The 12395-nt window shown below is 73.1% G+C and carries 13 protein-coding genes; 6 read left to right on the forward strand and 7 right to left on the reverse strand.

Going from position 1 to position 12395, the window contains the following annotated elements; genetic code table 11:
* Nucleotides 1-45: 45 nt before the first annotated feature.
* Together ACIQUR_RS13480 and ACIQUR_RS13485 are read right to left on the reverse strand one after the other, a co-directional pair.
* Nucleotides 46-987 carry a DeoR/GlpR family DNA-binding transcription regulator gene (locus tag ACIQUR_RS13480; RefSeq protein WP_403663077.1) on the reverse strand — a complete coding sequence of 314 codons (942 nt, stop codon included), beginning with the start codon at nt 985-987 and terminating at the stop codon, nt 46-48.
* Between the two features lie 165 nt (nt 988-1152).
* The gene (locus tag ACIQUR_RS13485; protein WP_403663080.1) at nt 1153-2592 is read right to left on the reverse strand and encodes an NAD(P)H-quinone dehydrogenase; all 1440 of its coding nucleotides are present in this window, start codon (nt 2590-2592) and stop codon (nt 1153-1155) included.
* Between the two features lie 210 nt (nt 2593-2802).
* Between ACIQUR_RS13485 and ACIQUR_RS13490 the strand changes: the two genes are divergently transcribed.
* From ACIQUR_RS13490 to ACIQUR_RS13505, 4 genes are all read left to right on the forward strand, one after another.
* Nucleotides 2803-3240, forward strand: coding sequence for a gamma-glutamylcyclotransferase (locus tag ACIQUR_RS13490; protein ID WP_399946441.1), 438 nt, complete (start codon nt 2803-2805; stop codon nt 3238-3240).
* Nucleotides 3241-3398: 158 nt separating this feature from the next.
* Nucleotides 3399-4205 carry a purine-nucleoside phosphorylase gene (locus tag ACIQUR_RS13495; protein WP_399946438.1) on the forward strand — a complete coding sequence of 269 codons (807 nt, stop codon included), beginning with the start codon at nt 3399-3401 and terminating at the stop codon, nt 4203-4205.
* Nucleotides 4206-4246: 41 nt separating this feature from the next.
* The gene (locus tag ACIQUR_RS13500) at nt 4247-5896 is read left to right on the forward strand and encodes a phospho-sugar mutase (RefSeq protein WP_403663084.1); all 1650 of its coding nucleotides are present in this window, start codon (nt 4247-4249) and stop codon (nt 5894-5896) included.
* 126 nt (nt 5897-6022) lie between these two features.
* Entirely contained in the window at nt 6023-6460 is a 438-nt protein-coding gene (locus ACIQUR_RS13505; RefSeq protein WP_403663087.1) for a CBS domain-containing protein, read from the forward strand.
* Between the two features lie 98 nt (nt 6461-6558).
* Here ACIQUR_RS13505 and ACIQUR_RS13510 read toward each other — a convergent pair whose 3' ends face one another.
* The 4 genes from ACIQUR_RS13510 to afsQ1 all read right to left on the reverse strand — a co-directional run bounded on the left by ACIQUR_RS13510 (nt 6559) and on the right by afsQ1 (nt 10238).
* On the reverse strand, nt 6559-7350 hold the full coding sequence (locus ACIQUR_RS13510) for a VOC family protein (RefSeq protein WP_403663090.1): 792 nt from the start codon (nt 7348-7350) through the stop codon (nt 6559-6561).
* 121 nt (nt 7351-7471) lie between these two features.
* A complete protein-coding gene (locus ACIQUR_RS13515; RefSeq protein WP_403663093.1) occupies nt 7472-8077 on the reverse strand; it encodes a hypothetical protein in 606 nt (201 codons plus the stop codon).
* Nucleotides 8074-9564 (reverse strand): ATP-binding protein, encoded by a 1491-nt coding sequence (locus tag ACIQUR_RS13520; protein WP_403663096.1) that lies wholly within the window; start codon nt 9562-9564, stop codon nt 8074-8076. Before ACIQUR_RS13520 ends, ACIQUR_RS13515 begins: the two co-directional genes overlap by 4 nt.
* Entirely contained in the window at nt 9561-10238 is a 678-nt protein-coding gene (afsQ1, locus tag ACIQUR_RS13525) for a two-component system response regulator AfsQ1 (RefSeq protein ID WP_399946423.1), read from the reverse strand. The genes ACIQUR_RS13520 and afsQ1 overlap by 4 nt, the downstream gene beginning before the upstream one ends.
* 192 nt (nt 10239-10430) lie before the next feature.
* On the opposite strand from afsQ1, the gene ACIQUR_RS13530 reads away from it, so the two are divergent.
* Complete coding sequence (locus ACIQUR_RS13530) at nt 10431-11126, forward strand: SigE family RNA polymerase sigma factor (RefSeq protein ID WP_403663099.1); 696 nt, start codon at nt 10431-10433, stop codon at nt 11124-11126.
* Between the two features lie 158 nt (nt 11127-11284).
* Here the strand turns inward: ACIQUR_RS13530 and ACIQUR_RS13535 are convergent, their stop codons facing one another.
* Nucleotides 11285-11995, reverse strand: coding sequence for a uridine kinase (locus ACIQUR_RS13535; RefSeq protein WP_403663102.1), 711 nt, complete (start codon nt 11993-11995; stop codon nt 11285-11287).
* Nucleotides 11996-12049: 54 nt separating this feature from the next.
* On the opposite strand from ACIQUR_RS13535, the gene ACIQUR_RS13540 reads away from it, so the two are divergent.
* Nucleotides 12050-12391, forward strand: a complete 342-nt coding sequence (locus ACIQUR_RS13540) for a hypothetical protein (protein WP_403663105.1) — start codon at nt 12050-12052, stop codon at nt 12389-12391.
* Nucleotides 12392-12395: the final 4 nt, after the last annotated feature.

The following is a 12395-nucleotide window of genomic DNA, read 5'->3' on the forward strand; positions in this document are numbered from 1 at the left end:
TTCGCGTACCGCTCCCCGGCTGTGGCGCCCCGGGCGGCCGCGCCCTCAGCGCCGCCGCATGTCCGCCACGCGGGGCCGGTCGGCCGCTCCCGGGTCCGGGAGGGAGACCGCGCTGCGCAGCTGGGGACCGCCGCGCCGCTGGACGGGCAGCGGTGACTCCCGGCGCGGGCGCCGGCCCGGCAGCCCCTCCCCGCCGGACGGCACCGCGGTGCCCGCGACGGTGATCTGGACGCCCTGGTCGGCCAGCGCCTGGAGCTCGGTCTGCGCCCGGTCGTCGTGCCCCGGCGGCTCGTCCGTGACCAGCCGCGTGATCACGTCGGTCGGCACCGTCTGGAACATGGTGTCGGTGCCCAGCTTGGTGTGGTCGGCGAGGACCACCACCTCCGCCGCCGCCTGCACCAGCGCCCGGTCCACGCTCGCGGAGAGCATGTTGGAGGTCGACAGGCCGCGCTCCGCGGTGAGCCCGCTGCCGCTGAGGAAGGCCCGCGAGACCCGCAGCCCCTGGAGGGACTGCTCGGCACCGCTGCCCACCAGGGCGTAGTTGGAGCCCCGCAGGGTGCCGCCGGTCATCACGACCTCGACCCGGTTGGCGTGGGCCAACGCCTGGGCAACCAGGAGGGAGTTGGTGACGACGGTCAGTCCGGGCACCCGGGCGAGCCGGCGGGCCAGCTCCTGGGTCGTGGTGCCCGCGCCGACGACCACGGCCTCGCCCTCTTCGACGAGACCCGCGGCGACATCGGCGATGGCGGTCTTCTCCGCCGTCGCGAGATGGGACTTTTGCGGAAAGCCGGACTCCCGCGTGAAACCGCCCGGCAAGACCGCACCGCCGTGCCGGCGGTCGAGGAGTCCTTCTGCCTCCAGTGCCCGCACGTCCCGCCGTACGGTCACTTCGGAGGTCTGGACGACGCGGGCGAGCTCACGGAGCGATACCGCCCCGTTGGCACGCACCATTTCGAGGATCAGTTGGCGACGTTCAGCAGCGAACACGAAACTGACAGTAACCCCAACGACCGTCTGCTTTCAGCTCTTTGCGCCGAATTACAGGAGTTGTTCGCAGGGCGGGGCAACAAGTGGTATACGCAAGCCAAAGACTGTGCGTACCGCCCGCGGCGGCTCGTCGCCCCGCCCCAATGCCCTTGCGGAAAAGGGGCGTTAGACCTCGCCGGTCGCCTTGCGGGTGTGCAGCTGGCGGGCGACCTCGGCGATCGAACCCGACAGCGAGGGGTACACGGTGAACGCGTTTGCGATCTGCTCGACCGTCAGGTTGTTGTCGACCGCGATCGAGATGGGGTGGATCAGCTCGCTCGCGCGCGGGGCAACGACCACGCCACCGACCACGATGCCCGTGCCCGGACGGCAGAAGAGCTTCACGAAGCCGTCCCGGATGCCCTGCATCTTGGCGCGCGGGTTGCGCAGCAGCGGCAGCTTGACCGTCCGGGCCTCGATCTTGCCCGCGTCCACGTCGGCCTGCGTGTAGCCGACGGTGGCGATCTCCGGGTCGGTGAAGACGTTCGAGGAGACCGTCTTGAGGTTCAGCGGGGCCACCGCGTCGCCCAGGAAGTGGTACATCGCGATGCGGCCCTGCATGGCCGCCACCGAGGCCAGCGCGAAGATGCCGGTGACGTCGCCGGCCGCGTACACGCCAGGGGCGGAGGTGCGGGAGACCTTGTCGGTCCAGATGTGGCCCGACTCCTTCAGGCGGACCCCGGACTCCTCCAGGTTCATGTCCTTGGTGTTCGGGATCGCGCCGACCGCCATCAGGCAGTGCGTGCCGGAGATGACCCGGCCGTCGGCCAGCGTGACCTCGACCCGGTCGCCGACCCGCTTGGCGGACTCGGCGCGGGCGCGGGAGATGACGTTCATGCCGCGGCGGCGGAACACGTCCTCCAGCACGGCCGCCGCGTCCGGGTCCTCGCCCGGCAGCACGCGGTCGCGGGAGGAGACGAGCGTGACGCGGGAGCCCAGCGCCTGGTACGCGCCGGCGAACTCGGCACCGGTGACACCGGAGCCGACCACGATGAGCTCCTCGGGCAGCTCCTCCAGGTCGTAGACCTGGGTCCAGTTGAGGATCCGCTCGCCGTCCGGCAGCGCGTCGGGGATCTCGCGGGGGTGCCCGCCGGTCGCGATCAGCACGGCGTCGGCGGTCAGGATGGTCTCGGTGCCGTCGGCGGCCGTGACGATGACGTCCCGGGTGCCGTCGATGCCCTGCGGGCCGCCGAGCTTGCCGCGGCCGCGCAGGACGCGGGCGCCGGCGCGGGTGACGGAGGCCGTGATGTCGTGGGACTGGGCCAGCGCGAGGCGCTTCACACGCCGGTTGACCTTGCCGAGGTCCACGCCGTGCACCCGGGCCGCCTCCTCCAGCGGAGGGGTGTCGTCGGCGACGATGATGCCGAGCTCCTCGTAGGAGGAGTCGAAGGTGGTCATCACCTCGGCCGTCGCGATGAGGGTCTTCGACGGAACGCAGTCGGTCAGCACCGACGCCCCGCCCAGACCGTCGCAGTCGACGACGGTCACCTCCGCGCCGAGCTGGGCGCCAACCAGCGCCGCCTCATACCCGCCGGGTCCGCCGCCGATGATCACGATCCGGGTCACGAAAAAGCCGCCTCACGTCAACCCGGCCGGCTGCCGCCCCGGCCGGGGTCCGGGGGTGAACCCCGGGGGATGCTGTCCGTACCCCATTGTCCCGCACGCTTCAAGGTGCTTCCGCACGGCCCGCCGCCCCTCCTCCCGGCACCCCGCCCGCACGGATCCGCGGCACACTCGGACGGCACCCACGGCCGCCCCTCCCGTACCCTCGACACCATGTCGCTCTACGCCGCGTACGCCGGCAACCTCGACGCGCGGCTGATGACCCGCCGCGCACCGCACTCCCCGCTGCGTGGCACGGGGTGGCTCAACGGGTGGCGGCTCACCTTCGGGGGTGAGCAGATGGGCTGGGAGGGCGCCCTCGCGACGATCGTCGAGGCCCCCCGCTCCCAGGTCTTCGTCGCCCTGTACGACATCGCCCCGCTCGACGAGGACTCCATGGACCGGTGGGAGGGCGTCGGCCTCGACATCTACCGCCGGATGCGGGTCCGCGTGGACACCCTGGACGGCGAGGAGCCGGCCTGGGTGTACGTGCTGAACGGCTACGAGGGCGGCCTGCCCTCCGCCCGCTACCTCGGGGAGATCGCCGACGCCGCCGAGTCCGCCGGCGCCCCCCACGACTACGTGATGGAGCTGCGCAAGCGCCCCTGCTGACGGCGCGCGGGACGGCCCCCCGCGGGCCCTCCCGCGCCTCCGGGACCCCTCCCGGAACGCCACAAGCGGCAAATCGTCGGAAACGACAAAGCAACGATCGGAACACCGTGAGCTGTGCCATCTACGCGCGTAGGGATTGAGCGGCTACCCTCGTCCGCGTGAACGCATCTGTTACCGACCCCCACGCTGCCGCCGCCGACGCCGCCGCCCGTCTGCGCGAGCTGACCGGCGCCGAGACGCACGACGTCGCCCTGGTGATGGGCTCCGGCTGGGCCCCCGCCGCCGAGGCCCTGGGCGCCCCCGAGTCCGAGTTCCCCGTCACCGAGCTGCCCGGCTTCCCCCCGCCGGCCGTCGAGGGACACGGCGGCAAGATCCGCTCGTACAAGATCGGCGACAAGCGCGCGCTGCTCTTCCTCGGCCGCACCCACTACTACGAGGGCCGCGGCGTCGCCGCCGTCGCCCACGGCGTCCGCACGGCCGTCGCCGCCGGCTGCAAGACCGTGGTCCTCACCAACGGCTGCGGCGGTCTGCGCGAGGGCATGAAGCCCGGCCAGCCGGTCCTGATCAGCGACCACCTGAACCTCACCGCGGCCTCGCCGATCGTCGGCGCGAACTTCGTGGACCTGACCGACCTGTACTCGCCGCGCCTGCGCGCGATGTGCAAGGAGATCGACCCCTCCCTGGAGGAGGGTGTCTACGTGCAGTTCCCCGGCCCGCACTACGAGACCCCGGCCGAGATCAACATGATCCGCGTCCTGGGCGCCGACCTGGTCGGCATGTCGACCGTCCTGGAGGCCATCGCGGCCCGTGAGGCGGGCGCCGAGGTCCTGGGCATCTCCCTGGTCACCAACCTGGCGGCGGGCCTCTCCGGCGAGCCCCTGAACCACGAGGAGGTCCTGCAGGCGGGCCGCGACTCGGCCGCCCGCATGGGCCAGCTGCTCACCCAGGTCCTCGCCCGGATCTGAGCCGCAGGACGCGACGCGACGTACGAGAAGAGGCGGATGTAGTGCAGGACGACCTGATCACCCGGGCCCGGGCCTGGCTGGCCGAGGACCCGGACCCGGAGACCGCGGCCGAGCTGGCCGCGCTCGTCGACGCCGGTGACACCGCGGAGCTGGCCGACCGGTTCTCCGGCACCCTCCAGTTCGGCACCGCGGGACTGCGCGGCGAGCTCGGAGCCGGCCCGATGCGGATGAACCGCGCCGTGGTGATCCGCGCCGCGGCCGGTCTGGCCGCGTACCTCAAGGCCAAGGGCCACGACGGCGGCCTCGTCGTCGTCGGCTACGACGCGCGGTACAAGTCCGCCGACTTCGCGCGCGACACCGCCGCCGTGATGACCGGCGCCGGGCTGCGGGCGGCCGTGCTGCCGCGCCCGCTGCCCACGCCCGTCCTCGCGTACGCCATAAGGCACCTGGGCGCCGTCGCCGGCGTCGAGGTCACCGCGAGCCACAACCCGCCCCGGGACAACGGCTACAAGGTCTACCTGGGCGACGGCTCGCAGATCGTGTCCCCCGCGGACGCGGAGATCGCCGAGCGGATCGCGGCGGTCGGCGCGCTGGCCTCCGTACCCCGCCCGGACCACGGCTGGCAGCAGCTCGGCGAGGAGGTCCTGGAGGCCTACCTGGCGCGTACGGACGCCGTCCTGACCCCCGGGTCCGCCCGGGGCGTGCGGACCGTCTACACGGCCATGCACGGCGTCGGCAAGGACGTGGTGCTGGCCGCCTTCGACCGGGCCGGGTTCCCCGCGCCCGTGCTGGTCGAGGAGCAGGCCGAGCCCGACCCGGCCTTCCCCACGGTGGCCTTCCCCAACCCGGAGGAGCCGGGCGCCATGGACCTGGCGTTCGCCACGGCCGCCCGCGTGAACCCGGACATCGTGATCGCGAACGACCCGGACGCCGACCGCTGCGCGGTCGCGGTCCCGGACGACGCGGCCCGGGGCGGCTGGCGGATGCTGCGCGGCGACGAGGTCGGCGCGCTGCTGGCGGCCCACCTGGTGCACAAGGGCGCGCAGGGCACCTTCGCCGAGTCGATCGTGTCCTCCTCGCTGCTCGGCCGGATCGCGGACGCCGCGGGCCTGCCGTACGAGGAGACGCTGACCGGCTTCAAGTGGATCAGCCGCGTCGAGGGCCTGCGCTACGGGTACGAGGAGGCGCTCGGCTACTGCGTGGACCCCGAGGGCGTCCGCGACAAGGACGGCGTCACGGCCGCCCTGCTGGTCGCCGAGCTGGCCTCGGTGCTCAAGGAGCAGGGCCGCACCCTGACCGACCTGCTGGACGACCTGGCCATGGAGCACGGCCTGCACGCCACCGACCAGCTGTCGGTGCGGGTCCAGGACCTGTCGGTGATCGCGGACGCGATGCGCGCCCTGCGCGAGCGGCCGCCGGTCTCCCTGGCCGGCCTGCGGGTGGTCTCGGCCGAGGACCTGTCGGAGGGCGCCGGCAAGCTGCCGCCCACGGACGGGCTGCGGTACTACCTCGACGGCACCTACAAGGCACGGGTGATCGTCCGCCCGTCCGGCACCGAGCCCAAGCTCAAGTGCTACCTGGAGGTCGTCGTCCCGGTCGCCGACGCCACCGACCTGGCCCCGGCCCGCGCACGCGGCGCCGAGGTGCTGGCGGGCATCAAGAAGGACCTCGCGGCCGCCGCGGGCATCTGACCCCGGCCCCGCGGAAGGGCCCCGGACCTGCCGGTCCGGGGCCCTTCCGCGTCCCGGCGCGCGTGCCGTGCCGGACCGTGCTGTGCTCGTAGGGGGGAATGCCCCGCGAGTACGGGAGGAACAACCATGGCGACCAAGAACCTGCGGGCCCGCGACATCATGACCGCGGGTGTGCAGTGCTGCGGCGAGCACCAGACGCTGCTCGACGCCGCGCGCATGATGCGGGACCTCGACGTCGGCTGTCTGCCCATATGCGGCGACGACCAGCGCCTCCAGGGCCTGATCACGGACCGCGACATCGTGGTCAAGTGCTGTGCCGAGGGCCTGGACCCGGCCACGATGAAGTGCGGCGAGCTGGCCGGCACGCTCCACTGGGTGTCCGCCGAGGCCAACGCCCAGGAAGCGGTGGACACGATGGAGGTCCACCAGATCAAGCGCCTGCCGGTGATCGACGTGTCCAACGGCCACCGTCTGATCGGCATGATCACCGAGGCCAACGTGGCGAAGAACCTGTCCGACGCGGAGATCGCGGCCTTCGTGAGCCGCGTGTACGTGGCCCACTGACGGGACACCGCGCCGCGCCGCCACACCGGAACCACACCCCCACGCGCCGGCCGGGACGTCCCGCACACGCGCCCCGGCCGGCGGCCGCACCGCCCGCTTTACGGCATCGGTGCGGGCCTGAGCACCGCGAAGGGCGCCCCGTGCGGGTCGGCGATCCAGGCGATCGTGCCGACGTCCGGCAGGTCCGTCGGCGGCATCATCACCGTGCCGCCCGCCCCCTCCGCCTTCGCGACCGTCGCGGCCGCGTCCGCCACCGCGAAGTACGGGATCCAGCGCGCCGGCACCGCCTCGGCGTGCGGCACCGCGTCGACCGGCGCGACCCCGCCGAAGGAGGCGTCCTGGATGTCGCCCTCGGCCGTCGACAGCACGCGGTACGTCATCCCGGGCGCGGGCATGTCCTGGGACCGCCAGCCGAACAGCGAGCGGTAGAACTCGACGGAGGCGACCGGGTCGTCGGCCATCAGCTCGACCCACACCAGGGTGTCGTCCTCGGAGGTCCTGCCGAGCCCCTGGGTCCTGCCCGGCTGCCAGACGGCGAACTGGGCGCCGCCGGGGTCGGTGAACTGGCCCATCCAGCCCTCCCCCATGACGTCCATCGGCTCGGCGCGGACCGTGCCGCCGCCCTTGGTCACGGCCTCCGCGGTGGCGCGGGCGTCGTCGGTGCCGAAGTACACCATCCAGGCCGGGGCGGCGCCCTCCTCCGTGAGCGGGCCGACCGCGGCGACCGTCTTGCCGCCCAGCTCGAAGAAGCCGTACCCCCCGGCCTCGGGGCCCGCGGAGACGAAGTGCCAGCCGAACACGGCGCCGTAGAACGCGGCCGTGGCGTCGGTGTCGGGTGAGCCGAGGTCGAGCCAGCTGGGTGCGCCGTGCACGAAAGCGGTACCGAGCATGCGGGATCCCTCCAGGGGTTCCGGGTGCGGATGTCCCCGGCCACCCTGGCGGAAACGGATCGGCCCGCACCCCCGACTCCCCGCGGGGTCATCCCCTCGGAGGACCCGCGGCCCCGGCGTCCTACGTGGGCGAGGGGGTCGCCCGTACGATCTCGCCGAGCGTCGGCACGGCCTCCGGCCGGGCCCGCACCGCCTCGGTGCACTCCCACGCCCGGGGCGGGTCGGCGTCGGGGCCGCCCAGCACCACCGGGCCCCCGGGCCGCGCGGCGGTGTCCGCGAACGTGCACACGATCTGCGCCAGCGCCAGCGGCGGCAGGTCCTCGGGCTTGCGGCTCAGCCGCAGCGTCCCCTTGGGGTCACCGGCCCGCGCGGGCGCCACGCCCAGCCCGTCCGGCACCCCGGTCGAGAACCCGGCGTCCCGCTCCTCGGCAGTCGGGTCCTTCTGCAGCTCGGCCAGCAGCGCCTGCGCCGCGCGCACCGGCTTCCTCTCGACACCCGGCAGCACCCGCTTCACGCCCACCAGCTGGGAGCCGCAGACCAGTTCCACGTCGGCCGTCACCTCGTCGCCGACCGGCCGCGCCTGGTCCGCCGGCGTGTCGCACGAGACCCGCGAAGGGGCCGCGCCCACGTCCACGGGCACGGTGGTGGCCCGGATCCCGCACCCGGAACCGAGCAGGCCCACGCCCACCACCGAGGCGACCACGCCCCACACCCAGCGGGCCCTCATCGTGCACCGGCCTCTCCGAGCGGCGGCACCGGCAGCCGCAGCGTGAACAGCGCGCCGCCCTCCGGCGCGTTCTCGGCGGTGATGTCGCCGCCGTGGATGTGGGCGTTCTCCATCGCGATGGAGAGCCCGAGACCGCTGCCGTCCGAACGCGGCCGGGAGGCACTGGCCTTGTAGAACCGGTCGAAGACGTGCGGCAGCACGTCCTCGGGGATGCCCGGACCGTTGTCCTTGACGGCGATGACCAGCGTGTCGCCGTCCCGCGCCGCCTCGGTGCGCACCGACACCCGCACCGGGGACCCGCCGTGCTTGAGGGCGTTGCCGATCAGGTTGGCCAGGATCACGTCCAGGCGGCGCGGGTCCAGGCGCACCACGATCCCGCGCTCCGCGTCGAGTTCGACCGCGTCCAGCCAGGCCCGGGCGTCGATGCAGGCCGTCACCTGGTCCGCGACGTCCACGTCGTCGACCACCAGCCGGGCGGTGCCCGCGTCGAAGCGGGTGACCTCCATCAGGTTCTCGACCAGGTCGTTGAGCCGCCGCGTCTCGCTCACCACGAGCGTCACCGCGGGCGCGATCATCGGGTCGAGGCCGTCGACCTCCTCCTCCAGCACCTCCGTCACCGCGGTCAGGGCCGTCAGAGGCGTGCGCAGCTCGTGCGACATGTCCGCCACGAACCGGCGGCTGGACTCCTCGCGGGCACTCATGTCCGCGACCTTCTTCTCCAGCGCCTCCGCGGTCTTGTTGAACGTGTGCGACAGGTCGGCGAGTTCGTCCGTGCCGGACACGTCGAGCCGCGTGTCGAGCTCGCCCTCGCCCAGCCGCCTCGCCGCGTCGCCCAGCCGCTGCACGGGCTTGAGCACGGTGGTGGCGGCGGCCTGCGCCAGCAGCGCCGAACCGAGCAGCGCCAGGGCCGTCGCGATGCCGAGCGACCAGGCCAGCGAGTTGAGGTCCGCCCGCTCCTGCGCCAGCGACTTGTACATGTAGCCGGTCGGCCCGCCGCCGACGATCCGGGTGCCGCCGACCAGGTACGGGTTGCCCCTGGGCTTCGTACGCTGCCAGTACACGTGGTACTCGGAGTCGTTCGCCGCGGTCACCTTCTGACGGTCGTTCACCGCGTGCTGGAGCGACGCGGGCACCTCGGCCAGCGAGAACGCGTCCGGACCCGCCGAGCCGAAGACCTTCCGGCCGTCCTTCTTCTCGTCCACCAGCAGCACGCTGTAGCCCGGGCTGCTGCCCGCCATCAGCTCCGCGGTGCGCTGGAGTTCCTCCGGCGTCGGGTCGCCGGGCAGCGCGGCGGCACGGTTCTGCATCTCCTGCCGGAAGTCCCCCAGGGCGGCGTCCTGGGTGCGCGTCAGCACGGCCTCGCGGTTGAGCCAGTACGCGATCCCGGAGGCGGACACCGCGGCGGTCAGCGCGACCAGCGCGAACACGATGATGAGCCGCAGTCGCAGGCTGGTCCAGCGCCTGCCCGCGAGCAGCGGGCGGATCACTGCGGGGAGTCCAGGCGGTAGCCGACTCCGCGCACGGTCCGGATCAGCGTGGGCGATGACGGCACGTCCTCGACCTTGGCGCGCAGCCGCTGCACGCACGCGTCCACCAGGCGCGAGTCACCCAGGTAGTCGTGCTCCCAGACCAGGCGCAGCAGCTGCTGGCGCGACAGCGCCTGCCCCGGCCGGCGGCTCAGCTCCAGCAGCAGCCGCAGCTCCGTCGGCGTGAGCTGCAGGTCCTCGCCGTTCTTGGTCACGGTCATGGCGGCCCGGTCGATCACCAGCGACCCGAAGACCGCGGAATCACTGGCCTCGCGCTCGCCGCGGCGCAGTACGGCACGGATACGGGCGTCCAGCACCCGGCCCTGGACGGGCTTGACGACGTAGTCGTCCGCCCCGGACTCCAGCCCGACCACCACGTCGATGTCATCGCTGCGCGCGGTGAGCAGGATGATCGGCAGCTGGTCGGTGCGGCGGATCCGGCGGCACACCTCGAAGCCGTCGATCCCGGGCAGCATCACGTCCAGCACGATCAGGTCCGGCCGCTGCTCGCGCAGCAGCTTCAGGCCGTCCTCGCCCGTCGCCGCGGTGGCCACACGGTGGCCCTGGCGTGACAGGGAGAGTTCGAGGGCCGTGCGGATGGCGTCGTCGTCCTCGATCAGCAACAGGAAAGGCACGCGCTCATTCTGTCCCATGGCCCGTCGCGCTTTCGACCGTCAGGACACCCCTTCCCGCCTCCGCGCCGCGCCGCGCGGGGACGCGCCGGCCGCTGTGACAGGCCTGTGACAGTCGACGGACACCCCGGTTAAGTCGGACGGGCAGGCTTCTGGTCAACGGAACGAAGCAGACTCCACGACGGGGGGCGCGAGATGAACACGCTGCACAGCACCACCACCAGCGCGGTTGTCACGCGGCTGCACGATGCGACCCGTCGAGCGGGTGGTGCGGGTGTCCGCACCGGCATCCGCCAGCGGTCCGCGCACGTGGTGGCCATCGACGCGAACACGTACCAGGTCCCGGCCGAGGAGCAGCTCTCCTCGACGGCCGAGGCCGAGTTCACCGCCTACGTCCAGGAGCGCCGCGCCTCGCTCTACGCGACCGCGTACCACCTGACCGGCGACCGCCACGAGGCCGAGGACCTGCTCCAGAGCGCACTGTTCTCCACGTACCGCGCCTGGGACCGGATCAGCGACAAGGCGGCCGTCGGCGGCTACCTGCGCCGCACGATGACCAACCTGCACATCAGCGCCTGGCGCCGGCGCAAGCTCAACGAGTACCCGACCGAGGAGCTGCCCGAGACGGTCGGCGAGACGGACGCGATGCGCGGCACCGAGCTGCGCGCGGTGCTCTGGCAGGCGCTGGCGAAGCTGCCCGAGCCGCAGCGCACGATGCTGGTGCTGCGCTACTACGAGGGCCGCACCGACCCGGAGATCGCGGAGATCCTGGACATCAGCGTCGGCACCGTGAAGTCGAGCATCTGGCGCTCCCTGCGCCGGCTGCGCGACGACGAGACTCTGAGCTTCGGCCAGTCCGAGGCGGAGTCCTTCGGCGAGCTGGTGGCGTAGTCGCACACGCCACCAGCTGAGTACCACCGGCCACGGGGGACCGTCCTACGGGGGTGGGACGGGGGCCATGGGGGATGAGGGAGCGGGACCGGAAGCCGTCGGGGGTCGGCGGAAGGTCCCGCTCCTTCGCGTTTCCCGTACGGGAGCGGGCTGCGCGGTCACGCGGCGGCGGCGGTGCCGGTCGTGGAGCGGTGGCGGCCGGCGGCCGCCGCGGCCAGGCGGCCCAGCGCCTCGTCCCGGGCGCACGCGTGGGCGCCCAGCGCGGTGTGCCGGGCGACGATCCCGCGCTCGGCCCGCATGAGCCGCCATCCGCGGCGCAGCAGGAACGGCACGGACTTCCGGCCCTCGCGCAGGTCGCGCAGCAGCCGGCGGCGGAACGTCGTCGACGGCCGGCCGCGCAGGCAGATCGCGTCGGCCAGCAGCCCGAGCTCCTGGCACCGGGCCACGATGTCCGCCGCGAAGATGCCCTCGGCGATGAACAGCGGGGTCCGGGAGATGTCCAGCGTCTCGGTGCCGGTGCGCGAGCTCGTCGCGATGTCGTAGACCGGCACCTCGGTGCGCCCGGTGCGGCACAGCGCGGCGACGGCGGCGACGGCCGTGTCGGCGTCCCAGGAGAGCGGCGAGTCCCAGTCGATGTCGGAGCTGCCCTCGACCAGGGGGAGGGAGGGGTCGGTGCCCTCCTTGTAGAAGTCGTCCAGGCGCAGCACGGGCAGCCCGGACCGCGCGGCCAGCGAGGACTTGCCGGACCCGGAGGGACCCGTCAGCAGGACGACACGCGTGGGAAGAGGAGATGAACAGCTCACGGAACACCAGTGTGAGGCATTACCCCGCGTAGGGGACCCACCGGAGGACCTGTTGGTATTCAGCATCACATCTCAACTACGCTGCGTGCGCATCCGATTACCCCGATCAGGTGGGATCCCATGGCACGTCACGCACTCCCAGGAAACACCCGGCGCGCGCTGCTCGGCGCGGGACTGACGGTCTCGATGGCCGGGGCGGCGCTCGGCATCGCGGGCTCGGCGGCGCAGGCGGAGGAGATCTCCGTGCCGCACGCGCTCGCGGGGGCGGTGGGTCCCGTGAAGGGGCTGCAGGTGGATCCGCTGGCCAACACCGGGGTGGACCCGCTCGACAACGGGGTGGGCACCTCCGTGGGCGGGTTCAAGCCGGTCAGCACCACGGCGGTGACGGACACGGTCACCAAGGGCGCGAAGATCGGCGAGCTGCCGGGGGTGGCGCTGCTCTCGCCGCTGCTGCCGGGCTGAGGGA

The sequence above is a fragment of the Streptomyces sp. NPDC101132 genome (genome assembly GCF_044759225.1).
GTDB lineage: Bacteria > Actinomycetota > Actinomycetes > Streptomycetales > Streptomycetaceae > Streptomyces.